Source organism: Empedobacter sp. UBA7252 (genome assembly GCF_002472765.1).
GTDB lineage: Bacteria > Bacteroidota > Bacteroidia > Flavobacteriales > Weeksellaceae > Empedobacter > Empedobacter falsenii_B.
In genome coordinates, this window is record NZ_DKSQ01000014.1 from 1 (window position 1) to 24,257 (window position 24,257).

Genomic DNA, 24,257 nt, shown 5'->3' on the forward strand with positions numbered 1-24,257 from the left:
GAGGATATGACGTACCCACATTGGAGGAGCTTCACCGATTGGAATGCCTGCTGAAATCCGAAAAATTGAAAGCTATAACCCTACTTTGCAATTAGGAATAGGTATAAATGCAACAAAGTGGCTCAACGATAAACGTGAATTAGGTGTTCGTGTCGGATTAAACGTAGAAGGTCGTGGAATGAAAACACAAGCGAAAGTAAAGAACTATTACACACAAATACAAAACGATACTGGAGCACAAACCAAAGGCTTTTTTACAGGACATGTCATTACCGAAATGGATAATGCTTATGTCTCTATGCCGGTTCTATTGGTATGGAACGCGTCTACAAAATGGAATTTATATGGCGGATTTTACTTTTCTGCCTTGATTGATAAATCTTTTTCAGGATATATTTACGATGGTGTTTTTAGAGAAGGAAGTCCAATCGGTGAACCTACAACATTTGAAAACACAGCAAAAGGTTTGTACGATTTTTCTGATTATTTAAGTCCTTTTCAATTTGGAAGCCAACTAGGAACTGAATATAAATTAAAGAATCATTTCAGTTTATTTTTTGATGTAACAATGGCTCACAAACAGGTTTTCAAAAAGAATTTCGAAGCCATTTCATTCAAAATGTATAACATATATGGAAATGCAGGATTTGCATATAATTTTTAATTCCTCAAGCATAATATTAAAATAATTCGAACTTACAGGTAACATACATCAAACAAAAGCGTCTATAGAATAGAACACGCTATCAACGTGTTATTCGCTAAAATTGATTTTATTACGTGTACGTTTATGAAAACCGAAATTATACAACCTCATCATCCTGAATTAAAAAATATCGTTCAGTATTTCATCCTTTTCAAATCTAAAAAAGATGAAAAGATTGACTATTCAACTTTCCCTAACACCAATTTGTGTCTTGCCATTTACAAACAGAATAAAATCATTCTCGAACAGAATAAAACAAACAAACATCTTTTTACCTTAAAAGGAAATGCTACATACAAAAGTTATTTATCAGGATTTCACGAATCTAATCTTAATGTAAGCATTGATGCTTCTTTAGATGAAGTTTGCATCATTTTTCATCCAGCTGCGTTACGCTTATTTACAAATATTTCGTACGATGAATTAATTAAAAGTGATGAAGTTTTCGAAATGATTTTCCCAAAATTTGCAACAGATTTTACAGAACAATTATTTGAGGAAAAGAATTCGTTGAAAAGAATTTCAATGCTCGAACATATATTATTGAAAAGCTTAAATCAAGATTATTTAAATACTAAAACTAAAGAAATCTTATACCTTATTCAACAAACAGATGAATTAAAAGTTGGTCCTTTAGCCAAAAATCTTTCGATGAATGAATCGACCTTGTATCGCCTGTTTATGAATCAAATTGGGCAAAGTCCAAAAACTTTTTTGAAAACAGTTCGATTTAGAAAAGCGCTAAATTCTATTCTCCATTTCGAAAAAGAAAAACTTACGCATATCGCTTACCAAAATAATTACACCGATCAATCTCATTTTATCCGCGATTTTAAAGAAATTACGGGACAATCGCCCAATCAATTAAGAAATAAAACAAGCATTCAACAAGAACAATTGGCTTGGATTTATGCGCAACATTAAGCTGCACGATTTTTACAATTTTTTCTTTGTTCTATACTTTTTCTTTGTTATAAATAAAATACAACATATGAAAAATCTTATTTTGATTAGCTGCTATTTGATTGCCTTCAGCTTTTGTTCATCAGTTTTTGGACAACAATTTTCGATAAATGGAAAAGTGATCAATCAACATGATAAAGCACTTGAATTTGCTGATATTCTTCTTTTTAAAAATGATAGTTTACTTATCAATCAAGCATATACAGATAGTCTGGGATTATTTTCTATGAAAACAGATGCTGGAAATTATTTACTTAAAATAGAACAGTTTGGCGTAGAATTTTATTCAGAAGAAATAGAAATTAAACAAGATAAAGACTTAGGACTTATCAAAATTCAAGATGCTACAACTTTAGAAGGTGCAACGGTTACAGCAAAAAAGAAACTAATTGAACAGAAAGTTGATCGTCTGGTTTGTAATATCGAAAATTCTATTGCTTCGCAAGGAATGTCTGCTTTGGACGCTTTACGAAACACACCAATGGTGAATGTACTGAATGATAATATTTCTATTGTAGGAAAAGGAAATGTTTCGGTTATGGTGAATGACAGAATGCTTAATTTATCAGGAAGCGAACTTACTAATTATCTATAATCGCTTCGTTCTGATGATATTGCGAAAATTGAAATCATTACAACTCCTCCTTCAAAATATGAAGCACAAGGAAATAGTGGAATTATTAATATTATTCTAAAGAAAAATCCTAATATTGGCTGGAGCGGGAGTGTAAATTCTTCGTATCAAAAAAATTCTTACAGTGGCTTCAGAACAGGTGCTACAGTGAATTATCAATCGAAAAAATTAAGCACTTCGTTGAAATTAAGGCAATTTGATATGGCTTATAAAGCCGTTGGAGCTCGAGATCTTTTAAGCAAAACTAACAGTGTCTACAACTCGGAAACAAGAAAAGATACGCCCGATGGTTTTGGGTTAAACTACAGCCTTGATTATAAAATAAATGAGAAACAAAACATCGGTCTTATTTACGACTATTCCAATCAGCATTATAATATGAAGACGGATGGACTAAGCCATTATGAAACAAATTCTATTATAGATTCTACATTAGTAACCCTTCAAAAACAACGTTGGACAACACCAACACATACTTTGAATACTTATTATGACATAAAATTGGACAGCATTGGTAAAAAACTAAGTTTTACAGCGAATTACTTGAACGATAGTCCTAATAAAATCAACAATTTAAATACTTTTAACAACACGAATCAGCATAATGCTATTGTTCGAAATAATAGTAAAATGAAATATGCGATTTATTCGGTACAATCAGATCTTACGCTTCCTTACAAATGGCTGAACATAGAAACTGGAGCAAAATATACACTATTGGATAACAAATCGAATGTGGAATACTATGAATTTGATGAAGCAGATTTTGTTTTGAACCCATCGAATAGCAATATTTTTCATTACAAAGAACACAATTATGCGGCTTATGTTAGCTTTCAAAAAGATTTCAATCAAAAATGGTCAGCAAAAGCTGGTTTACGATACGAATACACTTCGCTAGAAGGTTTTACACCAAATGACGAAAACAGCAGTCTGAAAAAGAACTACGGAAAATTATTTCCTACAGCTTATATCAGTTACAAACCAACTACAAATCATTCGTTCAGTATCAATTATTCCAAAAGAATAAATCGTCCCAATTTTCAATCTTTAAATCCATTCCGTTGGTACACGAATCCGTATATGTATTACACAGGAAATCCTAAATTACAACCATCATTTAATGATAATATTGAACTAAATTATTCGTACAAAGGAAAATTTACATTTGGACTTTACAATCAATTTAGCCAAAATAACACATCGAATATTGCACGTTTTTCGGACGGAATTTACAGCAATGTAATAGAAAATAGTTATGACCAAAACAGAACGGGATTCAATATTGGATATTACAACACATTTTTCAAAATTTGGGAAACCTCAATCAATGCAAATGCATCTTATACAATCACAAAACCGACCATTTCTGAATTGGAAAAACTGAAAGTTTATTCGATGTCATATACCTTTTACAACACTATTACATTAAATGAGAATAAAACGTGGTTTTTGATGCTAAACTTCTGGCATTCGCTTCCGTTCACGTATGCCAACATAAAACTGCAAGATCAATTGGAATTTTCGCCAGGCATTAAAGCTTCGTTTTTCGATAAAAAATTACAAGCTAATTTTGTGGTAAATGATGTATTCAAAACGATTAAAAACAAAGGGTATTCGTATAATGGCGATTATCGTTCGGAGTTTAATCAATACAATGATTACCGAGGTTTCAAACTTAGTTTAACATACAATTTTGGAAATAACAAAGTGAAAGAAAACAACAAAAAAGTGAATTTCGAGGAACAAAACAGAGCAAATTAAACTTAATACAAATCTCAAAAATATCAACTTAATTGTTAACCTTTAAATTTCGCCACTATTTATCAAAAAATATAAAAATAGTTATGGTGCATTCCGATGAATATGAGATATTTGTTTGATTTAACACATCAATATAAATTAACAAGAACTAAATTTAATGAAGAAAGCATTAGAAAATTATTCAATTCAATTTATCAAAGAAATTATTCCTGTAACCGTAGGTATTTTGATTGCACTGTTTATTGACAATTGGAACACAAATAGAAAAGACCAAGTGTATATTAATCAAGTTTTTTCAACGATAAAAAGTGAATTGAATGAAACAACGGAAGAAATAAAATACAATATTCCATTGCAAAATTCTTATGTTGATTCGCTTGAATACTATGCTGATAACAAAAGTGTTAACATTTTGGGTGTCACAATGAAATGTAAAGGTGTGTTTATTCCTCAGATTAAAACAAGCGCTTGGAAATCAGTTTCAACTTCCAAAATAGACTTGATAAATTATGATAAAATCACTTCTTTGTCTAATATTGAAGAACAAAAAGACATATTAAAGAACAAAACAGAATTTTTCATGAATTTCTTATACTCCAACTTTTATGAAACAGAAAAGAACAAAAAAGAAACTATCAAAATTTTAATATTAGACATTATTCAAACCGAAAAAACAATTCAACGACAAATTGATTTTTATAATAAGAAGTAAGGTGAAAGATGGATACAACTCGGATACAGAAAAGTAGTATTTTCGATATACACTAATTCATCTTAATCCTAAACTTACTATACAAGAGAGTTTTGATAATTAAAACTCCTATTATAGTTTTTCCATCTTTTATTCAATTTTTCTGATTGTAAATGCGCAGCATTTGGAGTTAAATAATCACAACTTACTTGTGGTCTCAATTCATTATATGATTTAAGACTATTATTAACTTTAATCTTTGTCTGATCAAAACCTAATGAGCTTTCATACAGGTTAAACTCCATTTTAATCATTCCATTAACCCTTTCTGCCATTGCATTTTCATAGGGATCACCTTTTTCGATCATACTTATGAGCAATAAATCTCTGATCTATAATTTCGCATCCAAACATCAATTTCCTAAACCATAAATTCTAGTAACTTCTTTTCTTGGTAAACCACTTTCAACTTTTTCTGTTTTTTTCATACACTTGCAATTTGTGTATAGCTAATTCAGGACAAGTCATATCCTTTAATCCTGAAATGACTCCAGACGAATTCAAATTTTGTTCTTTACTCAAATTAGGTTTTACAACAAAAGATATTACAGAATACAACAACCTTGCAATAAGAACTGTGCAAACAAGAAAAAGTAGATTAAGAAAAACCTTTGACATCTCTTCTGAAATCGATTTATACAAATGGATTGACGAAGTTTGAAGGATGAATGACATAGCTAAATCACCTCTATTTACAAGAAGTAAAAATATTTTATGTAAACAATATTCATAAACTTTAACACATTGATTTTTAAGTATTCATTCCAAAAATGAGACATTTTTCTTAAATTAGTATTTAAACGAATGAAATATGAAAATCTTATATACTTTATTTACAATTATTTGTTTATCGCAATTTAGCTATGCGCAATATTTTACTTTAACATCAAATGGATTTGTTTCATCTAAAGATAAAACTGATTATATCGTAATTGATAAACCAAATACCAAAAAAAATGAGTTATACAGAATTGTGTTGTCAGCCTTATCGAGTATGTACAAAGATCCAAAGAAAGTATTGAGTTTAGCCGAAAATGAAAGCATAACAATAAATGGATATGAGCAAGAAGCTTTAACTGTAAAACAAAAAATGAATTATATGCAAATAGGAAAGTCAAAGATTGAATATGACTTATCTTATTCGATTACAATTCTCTTTAAAGATGATAAAATTCGAATTAATCGACCTTCTTTTGAAGCAAGAAAGTGGAATTCGAGCATAGGAGATTATTATTATCTCGTATTGAATCCAACAAGCAAAAACAAAAATTCTATCTATAATAAAAAGAATGAAGTCGATTATCCTGATGCAGTAACTGGTTTGGAGAATCATTTTAATAAATTAATTCAAGAGATTTTAGATAAATCGAATAAAATTAATAATTGGTAAAAATTATAGAACCTCTCTATAGAAAATAAATTCAAAAATCTATTCTTTAGCCCATATATTTGTTCTCTTTTACCTATCCTACTCTACGATTTTTTTTGCTTTATTGGCTTTCGAATCATTCCTGCAATCATTAATCTTATTTTTTAGTTCGGTGTTTAATTCCCTTAAAATAAAAAAGCGAATCAAATGATTCGCTTTCATAAATTAAAAATTGTATGTAAAACTTAGATTAAAAGTTCTTCCACGTCCAGCGTAATAAAACAATTCTGGAACTTTATATGCACTATACAAAACTTGTGATTTTGCGCTCCAAATTGTTTGATAATCGGTATTAAAAATATTCTGAACACCTAAATTAATTTTACCAAAAGGTAATTTGTAAGCAACCATTAAATCTGATGTATTGTATGAATCGATCACATTTTCCAAACCATCTGTGTATTTGAAACTTTGTAAAGTTTGAAATCTAAAATTCCAATTATCAAATCCATAACCTGCATAAGCTGTAAATTTAGAAGGTCCAGAAGTTGAAACATCTTGTTTTTGCCAATCACCATTTTTCTCCACTTCAGATTTGATTAGCAATGTATTTGCTCCAACATAAAATCCTCCGTTCGTATAAGAAACCTCTGCTTCTACGCCCATATTTCTTAATTTTTGATCAACCACTTCTACCCAAAGATTTAGTCCATCACGTTTTAAAGCAATATTTTTGTCGGAATTACTGATAAATCCAGAGATTTGTCCTTTAAATCCATTATTTGTTCTGAAACGATAACCAAGTTCAAATTGTCCTGTTTTCACACCAGAAAGAGGAGAATCTTTTACATTCACACTCGAACTTAAATCCCAATTATTGGTTGCAGAATTAAATTTATAATTTCCATATCCATAAAATTTTGATGGATCAGCTAATGAAACTCCTTGTGAATAAGTTGTCCAAATTTGGTTCAATTCATTAATTTTATATAACAAACCAGCATTTAGCATCGTCATATTATAGCTACTTTTTCCACCTGGAATATAATCGGCACTGTTTCCATAACCATTAGCGATTTGCAATTGTTGAGTAGAACCAATAAAATCATCCAACTTAATTGAAATATCTTGGTAACGAATTCCTCCCGAAACTTTCAATTGGGGTAAAATATCATACTCAGCTTGCGCATATCCAGCAAAACTTGTAGAATGATTAGTTGGATAACGATCAATCGTTAAAACAGTGTGATTAATCATTCCTCCACTTGATAATGACTTCTGAGAATCAAATACATTTTGTTGACCTTCAAACTTTTCAAAATCAACATCTGCACCGTATGTTAATTTCAATTTTCCCCAATCTTTGACCAAAACAGCTTTTAGACCCGAATAATACGTATCCTGTTGAGAAGCCGACATATAAGGACTTGTCCCAGAAGGCAACGTTAAATTACCTGGGAATGGATAAAATCCTAATTTTTCAACACGAGAAGCAAATTGAACATACACATCTTGCCCTCCTAAAATATTAGTTCCATTATAACTCAATGTTCCCATTACACGCTCTGTTCCTGGATTTTTATCCGTATCAAAACCATCACGCATCTCCAAAACAGAAGCATCTCCTTTGGTTAAAACACTAATGTTTTCACCTAAATATAAACTACGATCTCCACTATATTTGGAACGATAATATTGCACAGATCCATTGATTTGATGCTTCGGATTGAATTTATAACCTGCTGTTGCCAACACATCAATAGATTGATTATATTGTAAATCTAATTGCGAAATATCTGCAAATATTTGATCTCCATCTGCATCATAAGCTCCACCATTTTGTTGAAATGCAACAGCCAAACGTCCCGTAAATTTATCATTTTTGTAACCAATAGATTGAGCAACGCGCCAATCATGATCATCACTTCCTGAAAAACCTGTACGTAAACCAAGTTCTGTTTCGCCACTAATTCCATTTTTTAGTGCTTTTTTCGTCACAATGTTGACAATACCACCTGTCGCATTTCCGCCATAAATTGCGCTTGCACCAGATAAAACCTCAACTCTTTCGATATTAAACGGATCAATTGCATCTAATTGACGACTTATGTTACGGATACTGTTTAAGGAAACACCGTCTATCATCACCAACATCGAACGTCCACGCATATTTTGACCATAATTTGATCTTCCTTGCGAACCAACATCCATCCCTGGAATCATAATCGCTAAAGCTTCTTTTAATGGAACACCATTTTTAGCTTGTTGTGCAATTTGTTCTTGATTGATCACCCAAACAGTTCCTGCCAAATCAGATATTTTAGTAGGTTTTCTTGAAGCAACTACCACAACATCATTCAAATCTGTGGATATACTATCATTCGTTTGGGCATATGACAGCGAGGCACTCCCCAATAAAATTGTTAAACAGATGATATTTTTTTTCATAGTGTGTTTTTAAATAAATTATATTTGCTGCAAATATAATTTTTATTTATTCTAAATTAATCTTTATTAATGAAAAAATATTTTCTCTTCTTTCACAAATGGTTTGGATTATTTACAGGTATTATTGTTTGTATTGTGGCAATAACAGGAGCTATATTTTGTTTTCAAGATGAAATAAAAGATGCTCTTTTTGATTATAGAAAAGTCGAGATTGTTCATCAACCATTCATAAAACCAAGTGAAATTATCCATAAAGTACAAGACAAAAATCCTAAACATGTTGTGCTTCGAGTGATGTATATGGATAAAGATCGATCAACGGTTGTGATGATGATGGATGATAAAAAAGAATCTTACTTTGTGTATATTAATCCATATTCAGGGAAAATTTTACATCAAGAAAATATGAAACAAGATTTTTTCTTGGTGATACAATACATTCATATGAATCTTTTATTGGGTGATATCGGAAAAAATATAATTGGTTTTTCAACTGTTATTTTTATCATGATTATGATAAGCGGTTTAATTCTTTGGTGGCCCAAAAAGAGAAAACAAGCTAAAAATGGGTTAACGATAAAATACAAAGCAAAATGGAAACGTATCAATTATGATTTGCATAATGTACTGGGATTTTATGCTTTTAGTATTGCATTTATTGTCGCTTTATCAGGTATTGCATTTAGTTTCAAACCTGTTCGCAATTCATATATGCAAATCGTTAATCTTGGAAAATCATTTCCAAATGAAGAAAAAGGATATGTCTATCAGCCTAAAAAAATGTTAGAAGACAATTACACTATTGTTGATTCTGCATATGCTTATAGTTTAAAAAATAGTCCAACAGCTTCTATGTATTGGATTTATTTACCCGTACCCGAAAAAAATCCTTTGGCCATAAGAGCGTATCATAAAAGTTTGCGTTATTATGCGGTTGACGAATACCAATTTGATTCGGAACAATTTCAAGTTTCTAAATTAATGAATGAGAATTTATCAAATGGTAAAAAGTTTGCAAACTCAATGTACGACATCCATACAGGACAAATATTGGGTTTATTTGGCAAAGTATTAGCCTTTACTTCTTCAATAATCGTCGCAAGTTTACCCATTACAGGTTTTATTATTTGGCGAAATAAAAAACGAAAGCAGAAAAGAAAATAATTTTATTCAAACAATTGTTGAATAGATTATAAAATTTATTATTTCTATTAATTATATGTAAATTTTCAAACCAAATTATTACGCTAACATCTTAATACATTTTGTAAATTTGTGCTTCAAAAATAAGCGAATATGCAAGGACCAATTGGTGTTTTTGACTCTGGTTATGGAGGATTAACCGTTTTCAAAGAAATACAGAAAAAACTTCCGCAATACGATTATATCTATTTAGGTGATAATGCTCGTTGCCCTTATGGAATTCGCTCGTTTGAGACAGTTTATGAATACACCAAAGAATGCGTCTTTAAATTGTTTGATTTGGGATGTAACTTGGTTATACTTGCTTGCAATACAGCTTCTGCAAAAGCTTTACGAACAATTCAGCAAAATGATTTACCCGAAGGCAAAAAAATTTTGGGTGTTATACGCCCAACAACAGAATCGATAAATGAATACACAAAGAATAACAAAGTCGGAATTTTAGCTACACAAGGAACTGTTTTGTCTGAATCGTATAAAATCGAGATGAACAAATTTCATTCAACAATTGATGTTTTTCAATTGGCTTGTCCACTTTGGGTTCCTTTGGTTGAGAATAATGAAATTGATAGCAAAGCTGCGCACGATATTGTAGAAAAAGATATTCAACGCTTATTTGATCAATCATCCGAAATCGATACAATTGTATTGGCTTGTACACATTATCCGCTTCTTCTTCCCATCATTTCGCAATATGTACCAGAAAATGTAACAATTCTTTCTCAAGGAGAATTGGTAGCGAATAAATTAACTGACTATCTAAATCGTCATCCCGAAGTAGAAACACAATGTTCAAAAAATGGGCATCTTACATTTTATACGACAGATGATGCGAAAAGTTTTGAAGCAAATACAACAATTTTTTATGGTCAGAAAATTACTGCTTCACATTTAGATGTTTAAAATATTTTTCCAGAAAATATACCAATAAAAAACCGAGCATTAGCTCGGTTTTTTTATTATGCTTTTGGACAAATTATGAAACTGCTTCTACATTCAAAATTTCATATTTTTTTGTACCATCATTTGCTGGCCAATCAATTACATCACCAATTTTATAACCAATTGTTGCTAAACCTTCGTCCATTAAAATAGAATGACGATTCTTTTTCGGTTTTGCCTTTTCTGGGCTAACAAAATTTAATTGATATTCTTGATTTGAATTTAATTCTTTTATTGTTACTTTTTTCCCAACAGTCACAATATTATCAGCCAAATCTCTTCTCAAAATTTGTTCTGCATGACGCAATTCTTTTGTCAAGATATTTTCTTGTTCTGCTGTTACTTTTTTTCTTCTTAAATGGTCTTTAATTAAATCGTATAATCCTGTTGTTAAAATAATATTTGTTGTCATTTTGATAAATTCTTAGTTAAACTTTCAATCATTCGAAGAAGATTTCCTAAGACTCAAATATCAAATGACCGAAAATAAAATTCGCTAAAATTTGATACAAATCTCCTTACAGAAAATTGAAAATAATTGATAATTGAAAAAAATAGAAGGTTCCCTGTCTCGAGTCGTAACAGGGATTAGTTGATAAACTCTTTCGAGCTTCTTAAGAAAGTATCATCATGCAAATATGCCAACGACAAAAACAACCACGATTGGTTGTTTCTTCTATAGATGTCGATAAAATTTGCCATGAATTGATTCTAAAATGATTAATTCAAAGTTACGATATCTTTCTCAATCTAAAAAATATAAACCTTTTAAGATTATTTCATTAATGTCATTTCAATAAAAAGAAACTTGAATTCAATTTCTGAAAAAACTGATAATCTTCATTTTCAAAATAAATAAAAACTGTCTAATTTTATAAAAATTTTAAGGAATTGAAATCTTACCTTTTCATACTAACTGTTGTTCTAATAACTTGTAGACCATTGCTACCAGTTATTGACTATTTGGTAAATTATGATAAGATTTCTAACGAATATTGTGTTAATATAGAGCGTCCAGAATTATTGTGTAATGGCGTTTGTTATCTGAAAGAACAAATTTCCAAGACTGTTAGTGATGAACAAAATGATGACAATAAAATTCAAGTTTCTTTACGAACAATTGATTATTTTATTTATCAACCTACCTTCGAAATTAACACATCTACCTTTACAAAATCTATTGAAAAAATTTCGACTATCGAATTAGCTTTCGAAACTCAATATCAATTAGATCAACAACTTCAGCCTCCTATTTGATAAATAATTCTTGTTTATCAAATTATTATCTCATTAACATTTAATCAAGTTGACATTTCATATAAGATTTGTCAAAAGTTTCAATTGTTTATTGATTGCATTGTTCGTGCTTTTAATTGGTTTTCGATCACTAATTCCTTTTACTGTATTCATTAGTACTCAGGAGAAGATTATTGATGAATATTGTATCAATAAAGAGCGACCAGAAATGCAATGCAATGGAAAATGTTATTTATCGAAGCAACTAAAAGAAACAGAACAACAATCTGATTCGGTTTTAGTAAAAAATATTCGATTTGCAGAAATTTTTATACATTTCGAATCCTTAAATATTCCATTTATTCAAGATTTTATTGTAAAAATAAAACATCGATTCTTTTGGCAATCATCCTATTCTATCGATTGGGTTTTTAAATATCTAAAACCTCCAATTGTTTAATTAATAGAACAAATATCCAGTATTGGAGAACAATAATTGTTTTCCAATAGCATTTTTATTCAAAAAAATTAAACAATTATTACAATGAAAACAATCAAATATTTTTTAAACTTATCATTTATTGCATTACTTACTTTATTTACTTCCTGCAACAACGATGATGATTTCTCTGAAATTAAATCTACCGAAACAGGTAAAATTCAATTAAAGTTTGAAAATGGATTTGATAATTTGGGAGGAATTGTTTTAGATCAAACAACGCAAACCTCATCAAACGGACAAAAACATAAATTAACAACATTAAAATATATCATTTCTAACATCACATTAATTGACGAAAAAGGAAATGAATTTGATTATCATAAAAACGATCCAGACAAAGGCGCTTTTGTTATTAATCAAGATTCTGCTATAGCTAATGTCGTTTATTTAAATTTGGATAATATCCCTCAAAATAAATATACAAAAGTACGTTTCGGACTTGGTGTATCTCAGAAAGCTTATTTATTAGGACAGACTGGGCAAGCTACTTTTTGGGAAAAAGCAAAGAAAAATGGAATGACTTGGGCTTGGGCTGCTGGTTATGTTTTCTTTAAAATAGAAGGTTTTTATGGCAAAACTACTACTGATACATTCTTTTTAACTCACACAGGAAATATGGGAGATATTAACAAAAATAATGTTCAAGATTTATATAGAGAAGTAACATTAAATTTGCCTACATCTGCACGAGTAACTTCTAAGATTAAGCCTTCTATTCATATTATGGCAAATTTGAATACCTATTTAAGTGGTGATCATAAATTGATATTAGATGAGTCGAACAATAATATTATGGGATCTTCCAACTTTGCACAATTGGTAACAGAAAATATACAAAATATGTTTCGAGTTGATCATGTACATAACGACGAAAAAAATCAATAAAGTTTATAGCGGTATTTATAAAACACCGCATAATTCTACAAACAATGAATAAAATAATAACAATTATATTCAGTTTATTCATCTTGTTAAGTTGTAACGATGATGATATTGATTATGGACAAATCGTTGATGAACCTTATCAATTAGAAATTCCTTCTTATTTTCCTAAAATAACATTTGATACAGATAAATATCCGTTAACTAAAAATGGAGTTGAGTTAGGAAAAAAACTATTTTATGAAGGTCGATTATCTAGAAATAATACTATTTCATGTGCTTTTTGCCATATTCAAGAAAATGCCTTTACTCACCACGGACATCCTGTAAGTCATGGAATTGATGATCGATTAGGAATTCGAAATGCTCCTCCTATTCAAAATTTGGCTTTTCTAAATCGATTTATGTGGGATGGCGTTATTCATGATTTAGCTCAACAACCAATTTCTCCTATTACAGCTGAAGAAGAGATGGATACAACTTTTCCCGAAATCATTAAGAAATTATCATCAGATTCTTCTTATCGAAAAATGTTTAAAAATGCTTTTGGAGATGATAAAATCGATGCAAATCGTATTCTCAGCGCATTAGGACAATTTATGGCTTCAGTTGTATCAAAAGATTCAAAATATGATCAATATTTAAGGAAAGAGACAAATTTAACCGAAACCGAAAAAAAAGGTTTACAACTTTTTCAACAGAAATGTTCAAGCTGTCATAAAGGAACACTTTTTACAGATGAGTCTTTTCGAAATACAGGAATGTATTATAATAAACAATACAAAGATGGAGGTTTATATCGTGTGACATTAGATTCGACTGATTTTATGAAGTTTAGAGTTCCAAGTTTAAGAAATATTGAAATGACCAAACCTTATATGCACGATGGACGATTCTATAGTTTAGAAGCTGTTTTGAATTTTTATTCAGAAGGTGTACAAAATGATAAATATTTGGATTCTCAACTCAAACAAAATAATCGAATTGGAATTCCTATGACAGAAGAAGAAAAAAAGGCAATTATTTCTTTTCTAAAAACATTAACTGATTACTCATTTATTAATAACCCTGCTTATGCAGAATTTTAAATCTATTCAAATGAAATTATATATCAATTTATTTTTCGTTATATTATTAATACCTATTTCATTATTTGCGCATACAGATAATGATTCTATTGTAGTCTCTCATTTATATGATTTAGAATTAGATTGTGATGCTTGCGGTTGTTCAGCAACTTCAACCTCAAATGGAATCGAAAATCTTATAAATTCAAATTTCATTGGGATTCGTTATCTACATCAATCTTATAAGGTTAAAGAAGATGCTTTTTCTAATAAAAGAACACAAAAGCAACAATTCAATACCATTCAATTATGGGCAAGAATTCCAATAAATAATAGAATTGACATCAATGCTAGCATTCCTTACCATTTTCATAATAAAGAAGGTAAAAACTCTTCTTCTATTTCTGGTATTGGAGATTTAAATATGATGGGAATAGTTAAAGTCATTAAATCAAATACAAGTTCTAATGAGCTAAAACATGGATTAAGTGCTGCAATAGGTTTAAAAATTCCAATCGCAAAATTTAATCAAGCAAATGCTGAAACAACCAATCCAAGTTTTCAATTAGGTACAGGAAGTTGGGATACTCAGTTTGCAATAAATTACCAATTAGCTTATAAGAATTCGACTTTACAATTAGTAACAGACTACAACTTGAAAGGAGAGAATAAAAAGAAATACAAATTTGGAGATCAATGGAATCAATTAATTCAATTACAACACCTTTTCATTAACAATGAATTAAAATTACTTGGAAAAGTCGGTTTTCAAAACGAACTTTATTATAAAAATGAACAATTTGGGGAGACGATTCCAAAATCTAAGGGAAAAGCTCAATTTGCGAAATTAGGATTAGAAGCAGCTGCTCGAAAATTTAATTTTGGTATAGAATATTTTCAACCTATACTTTCTGATTTAAATTCGGGAGAAATCGAAGTAAAAAACAGAATAGGTTTCTTTTTTAATTACAATTTATTTCAATCTAAAAATCAATAACAATGAAAAAAATATTAACATTAACATTCTTCATCATCTCTTTTTCAATTTTTGCTCAACAAAAACTAAAAGTAAAAGTTGTAAACGAGAAAGATCCTATTTGTGGAATGAATACCGCACAATTCTTAACAGATACCGCAATTTATCAAAAGAAAATTTATGGTTTTTGTAGTAAAAGCTGTAAAGTTGAATTCAAAAAAAATCCAAAAAAATACGTGAAGAAAAAGTAAGAGAAAGAAAATAATTTGACAGTAGTTGCACTTGATTCTAAGAAGAATCATTAAGCAGCTACTGTCTTTTTTATTTAAAATTGTTACTGCTTGAGTAGTACTAGCTCTACTTCTACATTCGAATTTGATGTCAACATTTTTAAAATATTTTGAAAAAACATATTATTTCACGAATGGTTTTTGATTCAATTTCCAATCAGCAATTCCTCCACTATAGTTTTCAACATCAAAACCTTTCGATTCCAAAAAACTTTGTGCAATCGTTGCCCGATCTCCAGCTTGACAATGCAAGACAATTTTTTTAGTTGGATCTAATTCATTGTATCTTTTTGGTAAATAACCGACAAAAATATGCTTCGCATCTTCGATATGACCTTCTTTAAATTCTGTTTCACCTCTAACATCTAAAATCTGAACCTCTTCATTTCCAATGTAATTTTCCATTGTATCTGCGTCGATTAAAATAGAAGATTGTAAAGAACTTAAATTGTTAAATAAATCTGTTGGTTTAATGTAGCCGTAAATATTATCCAAACCAATTCGCATCAATTTTCGTGTCATTTCTTCTACTTCATCCTCTTCTACAATCAACACAATTGGCTCTTGATAATTTACCATCCACCCCATCCATGTATTGAACGTTTTATTGTTTTGAATATTAAGCGTTCCTGGAATATGCAATTGGGAAAAATCTGTTTTGATACGCGCATCAATCACTTTCATTCCAAAATCTTTTGCTTTTTCAAATTCGATGTATGTTAATTTAGCCCACTTCGGAACTTCGATCAACAAAGGACGTTTTGTTTTATTCAACTTTTTCATCATTGTAAAATAAGCTGGTGCTTCGGGTTGATCTGCCAATAAATAATCAACAAATGCTTTTTCATTCGAATCAAATTGCAACGCCCAATTTCTGATTTTCTCATAACCAACCGTCGTACTTGCTACAGCTCCCAAAGCTTTTCCGCAAGCAGAACCTGCTCCATGTGCTGGCCAAACTTGTAAATAATCTGGTAATGCTTGAAATTTTTTCAACGATTTAAACATCTGCTTTGCTCCTACTTCTTTAGTACCAATTAATCCAGCAGCTTCTTCTAATAAATCTGGACGACCAATATCTCCTACAAAAACAAAATCTCCAGTAAAAATCATAACTGGTTCTTTCGTCGCAGGTTTATCCGTCAACAAAAGACTAATACTTTCTGGCGTGTGACCTGGTGTATGCATCACCTCAAAAATTAGATTTCCAACTTTTATTTTATCCCCATTTTTTAATCCGATATGTTCAAAATCGTATTGCCAATCTTCTCCGCCTTCATCAGACAAATACATCTTCGCACCTGTTACATAAGCTAACTCTTGGCTACCAGAAAGATAATCAGCATGAATATGTGTTTCGGCAATATGCGTAATTTTCAGCTTATTTTCTTCTGCTATTTTTAAGTATGTATCAATATCTCTTTTTGGATCGATTACAATTGCTTCTCCTTTTGCTTGACAACCTACAAGGTAACTTGAATGCGCCAATGACTTTTCAAAAATGTGTTGAAAAAACATATGATAATATTTTTATGGTTTAACCTTTTTTAATTTGTTGAATCAAAGTTAAGTTACTAAAAAACAATCGACAGTAACCAATGTTACAAACCTAAAAATAGAGAGGATAGAGATTTTAAAAATAATTTAAAACCAAAACCAAAGATCAAATGGAAATAAAAATCCAAAGTAATATTCCGTATGATAAGGTTTTAAAACCTGCTTGTTTGATGGATTGTAAGTTAATCAACGAGCCAATCATAAATAAAGCAACAACCATTAATTGTTTCGAAATTCCTTGTAAAATATGATAGACTTTTTCGCCTTGAGGAAAATAAGTAGCGATAAGCATTGTTGTAATAAAACCAATAATGAAATAAGGAAATTTGTAAGAAGAGTTCTCTTTTTTGTTGAAATAACCAATTAATAAAGCGAACGGAAAAATCCATAATGTTCGGCTCAATTTCACAGTAGTTGCAACTTCTAAAGCTTGTTCACCGTATTGTTTGGCTGCACCGACAACAGAACTTGTATCGTGAATTGCAATTGCCGACCACAAACCAAATTGATATTGCGATAACTGAAAATAATGTCCAATAAACGGAAAAATCATTAATGCAATCGCATTCAACACAAACACAACTGACATGGCAATGGTAATTTGATTCGCTTTTGGTTGTAAAACCGAAGAAATTGTAGCAATAGCACTCCCTCCACAAATAGCAGTTCCTGAAGTAATCAGCAGCGATGTATTCTTGTTGATTTTTAATAATCGGTAGAATACAAATCCTAATGTAAAAACACTTAACACAGAAATAAAAGTGAGAAAAAATCCATCTTTACTTACCGAAACTGCCTCGTGAAGATTCAAACCTAACCCTAAACCAATGATTGCAATATTCAATAATTTCTTTGAATATCGTTTTGAGATTTCCCAAAATTCATTCTGAAAAATTAAACCATAACCAATCCCTAAAAGTAACGCCACAGACGACTCTACAAAAGGAAAAAAAGTAAATAGCAATAATCCAAAATAAACTATACGGGCAATCATTTGTTTTATGAAATACAAAAACAAAAGTAATTGACCGTATCAAAATAGATTGTAACATTTGTTACAAATGAGATTATTTTTAGAAAATTTTTCTACTATAAGTTGTTTCAAATAAAAAAAGGAAGCTCAAAAACTGAGCTTCCTTTGTATATATTTTTTAAATAATTTCTTACTTAATCGTGATTTCGTTTCGGTTTAATTGAAGGAAACCTTCTTTTTCTAACGCTTTCAACAAACGAGAAATGACAACACGAGAAGTATTTAGCTCGTAAGCAATTTCTTGGTGTGTTTTTACCACAACTTTGCCTTTATTGATACTTGCGACATCTAACAGATATTTTTTCAAACGTTCGTTCATATCATTAAAAGCTAAATTGTCAATCGCTACCAACATTTCCTCCATTCTATTATTGTAACTATCAAAAATAAAACGTCTCCATGATGGATATTTTGCCAACCATTCGTCCATTTTTACAATCGGAATCATTACCAATTCTCCATCAGTTTCAGCAACAGCACGTATTTTACTTTGTTTATCACCTAAACAACAAGCCATCGTCATGGCACATGTATCACCTTTTTCGAGAAAATACAACAACAATTCTCCTTCATCAAAATCTTCGCGCATAATCTTGATTGCACCACTCAAAAGAATTGGCATTCCCTTGATAAATTGGTTCAAATCAATCATCACATCATTCGCTTTAAAATCTATCAAAGATCCTAATTCATCAATTTCATTCAATAATTCATCTTCAAATTGATACGGATAAGTTGCTTCTATTTTCTCTTTTATCATGTTTAATGTGGGATTTTGTTTCTAATTTTTCCGTAAAGAAAAGTACCGATTAATGCACCTACAATTGTAATTAAAATTGGATAAACTCCTGCGCCTAATAACACAAATATTGGTCCGGGACAAGCACCAACCAATGCCCAACCTAATCCGAAGAAAATTCCTCCGATCAAATAACGAGCTATTGATTTTGTTTTGGGTTGAATCACAATTTTTTCACCATCGATATTTTTTGCTTCTTTCTTTTTCATCCATTGTATTCCAATCAAACCGACAACCAAAGCCGAACCAATAAATCCGTACATGTGGAAAGATTGAAAATTGAACATTTCGAAAATACGAAACCAAGAGGCTGTTTCTGCCTTGTACATGGTTACACCAAAGATAACGCCTAATATGATATAAACTAAACTTCTCATGAGATTAAAAAATTAAAGGAAACAAAACGTGAACCATCAAAAGTCCACCGATAAAAAAGCCGATAACAGCGATAAATGAAGGTAATTGCAAATCACTTAAACCCGAAATCGCATGTCCAGATGTACAACCTCCTGCATAGCGCGTTCCAAAACCAATTAATAATCCACCAACAAATAATAAAGCAATATTTTTTACAGACATCGTTTCGAAAATTTCGGTTGGAGAATATGCTTTTCCTGCACTTTCAAATCCCATTGCATTCAATTTTGCAATTGTAGCTTCTGAAATTTCAGGAATTTGATTATCTGATAAAAAATGTACCGAAACAAAACCTCCTATTATTGCACCAACTAAGAATAATAAATTCCATTTTTGAGATTTCCAATCAAACGAGAAAAAATCACATGATTTTCCTCCTCCCAAAGCAGAACAAATCGTTCTGAAATTTGATGAAAATCCAAAACTTTTTCCGAAATAAATCAATAAAAGCATTACAATCGCAATTATTGGTCCGCCAATATACCATGGCCAAGGTTGTAAGATAAATTCCATTTTGTATTTTTTCTAAAACGTGTACAAAGTTGATAAATCTAAATTAAAATGAAAGTTACAAATGTTACAGTTTACTTAAGATATATTATTTCAAAATCAATCCAAGAATTTTATAAATTTGATCATTAATGAAAAAAATCAATAAACGAAAAGTTTTAAAACGAATGCTTTACTTCCTATTAAGTTTGATTGTAATTCTTGTAATTGCAACTTTCGCGGTTCTACAAATGAATACTTTTGGTGCTGAAGCAACTGGAAAACGATTGGAACGAATGAAACAATCGAAGTTGTATAAAAATGGACAATTTCAAAATATTCATCACACGCCTGCATTTGCAGAAGGTTTTGATACTAAAAAAGTGATGTGGGACTTTTTCTTTGGTGCGAAAAATCCAAAACTTAATCCTAAAGATTCTATTCCGCATATTCAGACAGATATTATATCAATTGATAAAAATGATAATGTATTTATTTGGTTGGGACATTCGTCTTATTATATTAAATTGGATGGTGTTAATTTCCTAATCGATCCTGTTTTTAGTGATTATGGTTCACCTTTACCAATTTTCAATAAAGCGTTTAAAGGAGCAAATACGTATCACGCAAAAGATTTCCCAAAGATTGATTATTTGGTTATTTCACACGATCATTACGATCACTTGGATTATGAAACGGTGAAAGAATTACGTTCAAAAGTGGAGAAAGTGATCATTCCGCTTGGAGTTGGCGCACATTTCGAGAAGTGGAATTATTCGCCCGATCAATTAATCGAAGAAGAATGGAACACAAGCCTAACTTTAAAAAATAACTTAAAAATTACTTTTACACCTGCTCGTCATTTTTCTGGTCGAAAATTTAAACGAAACACAACACTTTGGACTTCTTATGTATTGGAAACGCCTACGCAAAAAATATTTTTAGGTGGTGATAGCGGTTATGATATGCATTTCAAAGAAATTGGAGAAAAATATGGTCCGTTTGATTTTGCGATTCTCGAAAATGGTCAATACAACGAAGCATGGAAATATATTCACGCTTTACCAACAGATTTACCTGCAATTATCAACGATTTGAAAGCAAAACATATTATTCCTGTTCATGCTGCAAAATTTGCTTTGGCAAAACATGCTTGGGACGAACCTCTGGAAAAAATTATAGCGAATGGTAAGCAAAATAAGCTCGATATTTTAACTCCAATGATCGGTGAACCACTAAATTTGAACGATTCTGTCTTTCACTTCAAAGAATGGTGGAGGGATTAAAACATTTATTCCCGAATAATATTCGAAATATTTTTCAAACTTTTAAATAATATTCGAAATTATTGACTTATAATAAGTTTATTCTGAATTTTCTTCAGAAAACCATTTGTATTCCGTAATTTTGGCAACTGAAATTTAACTTTAAACAAAAAAATAAACAAAATGGAACTGAATAGAGAACGTCTATTGGAATTGGTGCAAAAATATGGTGCGCCGCTGTATGTGTATGATGCGAACAAAATCAAATCGCAATATGAAAAGATGACAAATGCATTTTCTACAGTCAAACGTTTAAAGTTAAATTATGCATGTAAGGCGAACACGAATCTTAATCTTTTAAAGTATTTCAAATCACTTGGTTCAGGATTGGATACAGTTTCTATTCAAGAAGTAGAATTGGGATTAATGGCGGGTTTCAAGCCTAAAGAAATCATTTATACACCAAATGGTGTTTCGTATGCTGAAATTAAAAAAGCAATTGATTTAGGTGTTCGCATCAATATCGATAACCTTTCTGTTTTAGAAACATTTGGTCAAGATTTTCCTAAATATCCAGTTTGTGTGCGTATTAATCCACATATTATGGCAGGTGGAAATGCAAATATTTCGGTTGGACATATTGATTCAAAATTCGGAATTTCTATTCACCAATTACCACATATCAAACGTGTTGTAGAAAATACAGGTTTACATTTGGATGGTGTTCACATGCATACAGGTTCTGATATTTTAGATATTGATGTTTTCTTACAAGGTGCTGAAATTTTATTTGAAGTTGCAGCAGAATTCAAGAATTTATCTTACATCGATTTTGGATCAGGATTTAAAGTTCCTTACTATCCAGGCGCAGACGAAACAGATATTGAATATTTAGGAGAACGTTTATCAGCTCGTTTCAACGAGTTCGAAAAAGCGTACGGAAAACCTTTGACATTAATGTTCGAGCCAGGAAAATATATGGTTTCTGAAGCAGGATCTTTCTTAGCAACTGTAAATGTTGTGAAACAAACAACTTCTACTGTTTTTGCTGGAATTGATACAGGTTTCAACCATTTAATTCGTCCGATGTTTTATAGTGCTCATCACGAAATTGAAAATATTTCGAATCCAGAAGGTCGTAGCCGTTATTACACAGTTGTGGGATATATTTGTGAAACAGATACGTTTGGATCGAATCGTAAAATAAATGAAATTAGCGAAGGAGATGTGTTGTGTTTCCACAATGCTGGAGCATATTGTTTCTCGATGGCTTCGAACTACAATTCGCGTTTCAAACCTGCGGAGGTCTTGTTAATTGACGATAAGGATTATTTAATTCGTCGTCGCGAAACAATTCAAGATTTAATCGCAACAACAGAGGATATAAAATTCTAAGCTCAGAATTTTTATATATTTTTATAGTATTTTAAAGCTCAATCTAAGGATTGGGCTTTTTTCTATTTACTTAATTTTAATGGTTTACTTAGAAACATTTCATGAATAACACTTCTAATTAGATTTTCTCTATTCGTCATTGTGTCATCATATTTATATTCAATTCTTTCTTCAATAGGTTTTAAAGGAGAAATACTTGTTGGCTGATTAATATAATTCTTCACATTATCCAAAATCAATTCATTATTCTTTTCAAGCGATAAATCTTGCGAATACTTAAAATCAAAATAGCCAGATTGTTGAGTAAAATTCATCAACAATTTATTTTTTAAATTATCATTCTGAGCAACTTCTTGCGCAAAAAGAGCAATTGGAAAAAGAAAGAATAAAAGTGGTTTCATTTTCGATCATTTACTTTTTTTAAGTTATAAAAATATTTTCAAGATTTAATCTATTCAATTTTAAAAACTTTACAATGACATTCGTCTTATGCAATTCAAGATGAATTAAATACTTTTGTCTAAAAGTTATAAAATGGAAGAAAAAAAAGACAAACGAAGTACCTCTCAAAAATTAATAGACGATGCTTTCTTCCTATTTTTGATGATTCTTGGAGCTTTTTGTGTGTTAATAATTCTTGTTGTGGTCTAATAAATGAAACTGTTTGATACATATTTTAGTTTCTATATTCTGAGTTGGATTTTTATCAAACTTACCCGAATTTATTCCATAGAAATTGAGTATCTCAACCATTATTTAACTGATATTTTTGCGGTACCTGCTATGACGCACTTAGGAAGTTATATCATTTCGAAGATTAAATACAACAATCAAGTTTACATTTATCCAACAAGTTATTTAATTATAACAGCTTGCGTTTTGAGTCTTTTATTAGAAGTAATTATGCCAAAATTTTCTTCTAATTACACAGCAGATATATTAGATGTTGTCTGTTATTTTGTTGGAATTCTTTTTTACTTAAAATTCCATAAACCACATGTATTAGAGTTTAAGAATAAGATTATTGAATATTAAATTTCTTTAAGAATTTATAAATTTCTTGATTTGCTCCATAGATTACCAATACATCATCTTTTGTAATTACTGTATTTGATGTAGGAAAACCTTGTACTTCTGGAACAATTTTATATTGACCTAAAAAACTAGCTTCTTCTTTGTTTTTAATAATTGTCATTACCAAAATATTATGTTGCTTTTTGAATTGGATTTCATCAAATGTTTTTCCAACCAATTCATTTGGTGTTACAACCTCTATAATGCTAAACTCTTTATTTAATTCAAAAGAATCTACAACTCCTTTCACATTTAGTTTTTTTGTCCAACGTTCTGCAGATTCAGCTTCGGGTCGAATAATTTCTGTAACTCCAATTGCTTGCAAAACATTTTCGTGTAAAGAATTGATAGAACGACTAATCAAACGTTTTACATTTTTATTTTTAAAAATAGCAGTAGCCATAATATTGGCACCTTCATTTTCCCCAATACTTACAATTACAATATCTGTATTATTTAGTGGTAATTTATTAATTGATAATTCATCTGTTGCAT

Annotated in this window: 27 protein-coding genes; 17 read left to right on the forward strand and 10 right to left on the reverse strand. The window is 30.4% G+C overall.

What is annotated here, in order from left to right; genetic code table 11:
• The first annotated feature begins 37 nt into the window (after nucleotides 1–37).
• The 5 genes from B2X73_RS03120 (at nucleotide 38) to B2X73_RS03140 (ending at nucleotide 4,779) form a co-directional block, all read left to right on the forward strand.
• Complete coding sequence (locus B2X73_RS03120) at nucleotides 38–664, forward strand: outer membrane beta-barrel protein (RefSeq protein ID WP_409410645.1); 627 nt, start codon at nucleotides 38–40, stop codon at nucleotides 662–664.
• 126 nt (nucleotides 665–790) lie between these two features.
• On the forward strand, nucleotides 791–1,630 hold the full coding sequence (locus tag B2X73_RS03125) for an AraC family transcriptional regulator (protein WP_291047162.1): 840 nt from the start codon (nucleotides 791–793) through the stop codon (nucleotides 1,628–1,630).
• A 67-nt stretch (nucleotides 1,631–1,697) separates the two neighbouring features.
• Complete coding sequence (locus B2X73_RS03130) at nucleotides 1,698–2,264, forward strand: hypothetical protein (RefSeq protein WP_291095682.1); 567 nt, start codon at nucleotides 1,698–1,700, stop codon at nucleotides 2,262–2,264.
• Between the two features lie 240 nt (nucleotides 2,265–2,504).
• A complete protein-coding gene (locus B2X73_RS03135; RefSeq protein WP_291095684.1) occupies nucleotides 2,505–4,067 on the forward strand; it encodes an outer membrane beta-barrel family protein in 1,563 nt (520 codons plus the stop codon).
• A 157-nt stretch (nucleotides 4,068–4,224) separates the two neighbouring features.
• Nucleotides 4,225–4,779 (forward strand): hypothetical protein, encoded by a 555-nt coding sequence (locus B2X73_RS03140; protein WP_219034422.1) that lies wholly within the window; start codon nucleotides 4,225–4,227, stop codon nucleotides 4,777–4,779.
• Between the two features lie 77 nt (nucleotides 4,780–4,856).
• Here B2X73_RS03140 and B2X73_RS03145 read toward each other — a convergent pair whose 3' ends face one another.
• Nucleotides 4,857–5,126, reverse strand: a complete 270-nt coding sequence (locus B2X73_RS03145) for an integrase core domain-containing protein (RefSeq protein WP_257468126.1) — start codon at nucleotides 5,124–5,126, stop codon at nucleotides 4,857–4,859.
• A gap of 503 nt (nucleotides 5,127–5,629) precedes the next feature.
• On the opposite strand from B2X73_RS03145, the gene B2X73_RS03150 reads away from it, so the two are divergent.
• Nucleotides 5,630–6,208, forward strand: a complete 579-nt coding sequence (locus tag B2X73_RS03150) for a hypothetical protein (protein WP_219034531.1) — start codon at nucleotides 5,630–5,632, stop codon at nucleotides 6,206–6,208.
• Nucleotides 6,209–6,412: 204 nt separating this feature from the next.
• On the opposite strand, the gene B2X73_RS03155 is transcribed toward B2X73_RS03150, so the two are convergent.
• The gene (locus tag B2X73_RS03155; protein ID WP_291065388.1) at nucleotides 6,413–8,635 is read right to left on the reverse strand and encodes a TonB-dependent receptor; all 2,223 of its coding nucleotides are present in this window, start codon (nucleotides 8,633–8,635) and stop codon (nucleotides 6,413–6,415) included.
• A 69-nt stretch (nucleotides 8,636–8,704) separates the two neighbouring features.
• Here B2X73_RS03155 and B2X73_RS03160 point away from each other — a divergent pair, with 69 nt between their 5' ends.
• Complete coding sequence (locus tag B2X73_RS03160) at nucleotides 8,705–9,799, forward strand: PepSY-associated TM helix domain-containing protein (RefSeq protein WP_291052976.1); 1,095 nt, start codon at nucleotides 8,705–8,707, stop codon at nucleotides 9,797–9,799.
• Between the two features lie 132 nt (nucleotides 9,800–9,931).
• Nucleotides 9,932–10,741: a glutamate racemase gene (gene murI, locus B2X73_RS03165; RefSeq protein WP_291095687.1), complete on the forward strand. Its 810-nt coding sequence runs from the start codon at nucleotides 9,932–9,934 to the stop codon at nucleotides 10,739–10,741.
• A gap of 73 nt (nucleotides 10,742–10,814) precedes the next feature.
• On the opposite strand, the gene B2X73_RS03170 is transcribed toward murI, so the two are convergent.
• On the reverse strand, nucleotides 10,815–11,192 hold the full coding sequence (locus B2X73_RS03170; RefSeq protein WP_291095689.1) for a GreA/GreB family elongation factor: 378 nt from the start codon (nucleotides 11,190–11,192) through the stop codon (nucleotides 10,815–10,817).
• A gap of 530 nt (nucleotides 11,193–11,722) precedes the next feature.
• Between B2X73_RS03170 and B2X73_RS03175 the strand changes: the two genes are divergently transcribed.
• The 6 genes from B2X73_RS03175 (at nucleotide 11,723) to B2X73_RS03200 (ending at nucleotide 15,694) form a co-directional block, all read left to right on the forward strand.
• On the forward strand, nucleotides 11,723–12,037 hold the full coding sequence (locus B2X73_RS03175; protein ID WP_291095691.1) for a hypothetical protein: 315 nt from the start codon (nucleotides 11,723–11,725) through the stop codon (nucleotides 12,035–12,037).
• Nucleotides 12,038–12,245: 208 nt separating this feature from the next.
• A complete protein-coding gene (locus tag B2X73_RS03180) occupies nucleotides 12,246–12,476 on the forward strand; it encodes a hypothetical protein (protein WP_221856316.1) in 231 nt (76 codons plus the stop codon).
• 84 nt (nucleotides 12,477–12,560) lie between these two features.
• The gene (locus tag B2X73_RS03185) at nucleotides 12,561–13,403 is read left to right on the forward strand and encodes an MbnP family protein (RefSeq protein WP_125350617.1); all 843 of its coding nucleotides are present in this window, start codon (nucleotides 12,561–12,563) and stop codon (nucleotides 13,401–13,403) included.
• Nucleotides 13,404–13,447: 44 nt separating this feature from the next.
• Nucleotides 13,448–14,488 (forward strand): cytochrome-c peroxidase, encoded by a 1,041-nt coding sequence (locus B2X73_RS03190; RefSeq protein WP_221856318.1) that lies wholly within the window; start codon nucleotides 13,448–13,450, stop codon nucleotides 14,486–14,488.
• A gap of 10 nt (nucleotides 14,489–14,498) precedes the next feature.
• On the forward strand, nucleotides 14,499–15,464 hold the full coding sequence (locus B2X73_RS03195) for a hypothetical protein (protein ID WP_291095698.1): 966 nt from the start codon (nucleotides 14,499–14,501) through the stop codon (nucleotides 15,462–15,464).
• Between the two features lie 2 nt (nucleotides 15,465–15,466).
• A complete protein-coding gene (locus B2X73_RS03200) occupies nucleotides 15,467–15,694 on the forward strand; it encodes a YHS domain-containing protein (RefSeq protein ID WP_038334051.1) in 228 nt (75 codons plus the stop codon).
• Between the two features lie 162 nt (nucleotides 15,695–15,856).
• Here the strand turns inward: B2X73_RS03200 and B2X73_RS03205 are convergent, their stop codons facing one another.
• The 5 genes from B2X73_RS03205 to B2X73_RS03225 all read right to left on the reverse strand — a co-directional run bounded on the left by B2X73_RS03205 (nucleotide 15,857) and on the right by B2X73_RS03225 (nucleotide 20,052).
• Nucleotides 15,857–17,251, reverse strand: a complete 1,395-nt coding sequence (locus B2X73_RS03205) for an MBL fold metallo-hydrolase (protein ID WP_291078583.1) — start codon at nucleotides 17,249–17,251, stop codon at nucleotides 15,857–15,859.
• Between the two features lie 145 nt (nucleotides 17,252–17,396).
• Nucleotides 17,397–18,284 carry a YeiH family protein gene (locus B2X73_RS03210; RefSeq protein WP_286495423.1) on the reverse strand — a complete coding sequence of 296 codons (888 nt, stop codon included), beginning with the start codon at nucleotides 18,282–18,284 and terminating at the stop codon, nucleotides 17,397–17,399.
• A gap of 169 nt (nucleotides 18,285–18,453) precedes the next feature.
• The gene (locus B2X73_RS03215; RefSeq protein ID WP_286495422.1) at nucleotides 18,454–19,083 is read right to left on the reverse strand and encodes a Crp/Fnr family transcriptional regulator; all 630 of its coding nucleotides are present in this window, start codon (nucleotides 19,081–19,083) and stop codon (nucleotides 18,454–18,456) included.
• Nucleotides 19,084–19,085: 2 nt separating this feature from the next.
• Nucleotides 19,086–19,499, reverse strand: a complete 414-nt coding sequence (locus B2X73_RS03220; RefSeq protein ID WP_286495421.1) for a YeeE/YedE family protein — start codon at nucleotides 19,497–19,499, stop codon at nucleotides 19,086–19,088.
• Nucleotides 19,500–19,503: 4 nt separating this feature from the next.
• A complete protein-coding gene (locus B2X73_RS03225) occupies nucleotides 19,504–20,052 on the reverse strand; it encodes a YeeE/YedE family protein (RefSeq protein WP_286495420.1) in 549 nt (182 codons plus the stop codon).
• 128 nt (nucleotides 20,053–20,180) lie between these two features.
• Between B2X73_RS03225 and B2X73_RS03230 the strand changes: the two genes are divergently transcribed.
• Together B2X73_RS03230 and lysA are read left to right on the forward strand one after the other, a co-directional pair.
• Nucleotides 20,181–21,314 (forward strand): MBL fold metallo-hydrolase, encoded by a 1,134-nt coding sequence (locus tag B2X73_RS03230; protein ID WP_291095701.1) that lies wholly within the window; start codon nucleotides 20,181–20,183, stop codon nucleotides 21,312–21,314.
• Nucleotides 21,315–21,476: 162 nt separating this feature from the next.
• The gene (gene lysA, locus B2X73_RS03235) at nucleotides 21,477–22,688 is read left to right on the forward strand and encodes a diaminopimelate decarboxylase (RefSeq protein WP_286495417.1); all 1,212 of its coding nucleotides are present in this window, start codon (nucleotides 21,477–21,479) and stop codon (nucleotides 22,686–22,688) included.
• Between the two features lie 62 nt (nucleotides 22,689–22,750).
• On the opposite strand, the gene B2X73_RS03240 is transcribed toward lysA, so the two are convergent.
• Nucleotides 22,751–23,089 (reverse strand): hypothetical protein, encoded by a 339-nt coding sequence (locus B2X73_RS03240; protein WP_221856333.1) that lies wholly within the window; start codon nucleotides 23,087–23,089, stop codon nucleotides 22,751–22,753.
• Between the two features lie 253 nt (nucleotides 23,090–23,342).
• Between B2X73_RS03240 and B2X73_RS03245 the strand changes: the two genes are divergently transcribed.
• A complete protein-coding gene (locus B2X73_RS03245) occupies nucleotides 23,343–23,723 on the forward strand; it encodes a hypothetical protein (RefSeq protein WP_221856335.1) in 381 nt (126 codons plus the stop codon).
• Here B2X73_RS03245 and B2X73_RS03250 read toward each other — a convergent pair.
• The coding region (locus tag B2X73_RS03250; RefSeq protein WP_291095704.1) for a potassium channel family protein at nucleotides 23,710–24,257 on the reverse strand (548 nt) is incomplete at its 5' end. The two genes, B2X73_RS03245 and B2X73_RS03250, sit on opposite strands and share 14 nt — an antisense overlap.

Bases quoted from the DNA above. Each gene is read 5' to 3' on its own strand.
- B2X73_RS03125 (WP_291047162.1), top strand. From the start codon at position 791: ATGAAAACCGAAATTATACAACCTCATCATCCTGAATTAAAAAATATC.
- B2X73_RS03130 (WP_291095682.1), top strand. From the start codon at position 1,698: ATGAAAAATCTTATTTTGATTAGCTGCTATTTGATTGCCTTCAGCTTT.
- B2X73_RS03135 (WP_291095684.1), top strand. From the start codon at position 2,505: ATGGCTTATAAAGCCGTTGGAGCTCGAGATCTTTTAAGCAAAACTAAC.
- B2X73_RS03140 (WP_219034422.1), top strand. From the start codon at position 4,225: ATGAAGAAAGCATTAGAAAATTATTCAATTCAATTTATCAAAGAAATT.
- B2X73_RS03145 (WP_257468126.1), bottom strand. From the start codon at position 5,126: ATGATCGAAAAAGGTGATCCCTATGAAAATGCAATGGCAGAAAGGGTT.
- B2X73_RS03150 (WP_219034531.1), top strand. From the start codon at position 5,630: ATGAAAATCTTATATACTTTATTTACAATTATTTGTTTATCGCAATTT.
- B2X73_RS03155 (WP_291065388.1), bottom strand. From the start codon at position 8,635: ATGAAAAAAAATATCATCTGTTTAACAATTTTATTGGGGAGTGCCTCG.
- B2X73_RS03160 (WP_291052976.1), top strand. From the start codon at position 8,705: ATGAAAAAATATTTTCTCTTCTTTCACAAATGGTTTGGATTATTTACA.
- murI (WP_291095687.1), top strand. From the start codon at position 9,932: ATGCAAGGACCAATTGGTGTTTTTGACTCTGGTTATGGAGGATTAACC.
- B2X73_RS03170 (WP_291095689.1), bottom strand. From the start codon at position 11,192: ATGACAACAAATATTATTTTAACAACAGGATTATACGATTTAATTAAA.
- B2X73_RS03180 (WP_221856316.1), top strand. From the start codon at position 12,246: ATGCAATGCAATGGAAAATGTTATTTATCGAAGCAACTAAAAGAAACA.
- B2X73_RS03185 (WP_125350617.1), top strand. From the start codon at position 12,561: ATGAAAACAATCAAATATTTTTTAAACTTATCATTTATTGCATTACTT.
- B2X73_RS03190 (WP_221856318.1), top strand. From the start codon at position 13,448: ATGAATAAAATAATAACAATTATATTCAGTTTATTCATCTTGTTAAGT.
- B2X73_RS03195 (WP_291095698.1), top strand. From the start codon at position 14,499: ATGAAATTATATATCAATTTATTTTTCGTTATATTATTAATACCTATT.
- B2X73_RS03200 (WP_038334051.1), top strand. From the start codon at position 15,467: ATGAAAAAAATATTAACATTAACATTCTTCATCATCTCTTTTTCAATT.
- B2X73_RS03205 (WP_291078583.1), bottom strand. From the start codon at position 17,251: ATGTTTTTTCAACACATTTTTGAAAAGTCATTGGCGCATTCAAGTTAC.
- B2X73_RS03210 (WP_286495423.1), bottom strand. From the start codon at position 18,284: ATGATTGCCCGTATAGTTTATTTTGGATTATTGCTATTTACTTTTTTT.
- B2X73_RS03215 (WP_286495422.1), bottom strand. From the start codon at position 19,083: ATGATAAAAGAGAAAATAGAAGCAACTTATCCGTATCAATTTGAAGAT.
- B2X73_RS03220 (WP_286495421.1), bottom strand. From the start codon at position 19,499: ATGAGAAGTTTAGTTTATATCATATTAGGCGTTATCTTTGGTGTAACC.
- B2X73_RS03225 (WP_286495420.1), bottom strand. From the start codon at position 20,052: ATGGAATTTATCTTACAACCTTGGCCATGGTATATTGGCGGACCAATA.
- B2X73_RS03230 (WP_291095701.1), top strand. From the start codon at position 20,181: ATGAAAAAAATCAATAAACGAAAAGTTTTAAAACGAATGCTTTACTTC.
- lysA (WP_286495417.1), top strand. From the start codon at position 21,477: ATGGAACTGAATAGAGAACGTCTATTGGAATTGGTGCAAAAATATGGT.
- B2X73_RS03240 (WP_221856333.1), bottom strand. From the start codon at position 23,089: ATGAAACCACTTTTATTCTTTCTTTTTCCAATTGCTCTTTTTGCGCAA.
- B2X73_RS03245 (WP_221856335.1), top strand. From the start codon at position 23,343: ATGAAACTGTTTGATACATATTTTAGTTTCTATATTCTGAGTTGGATT.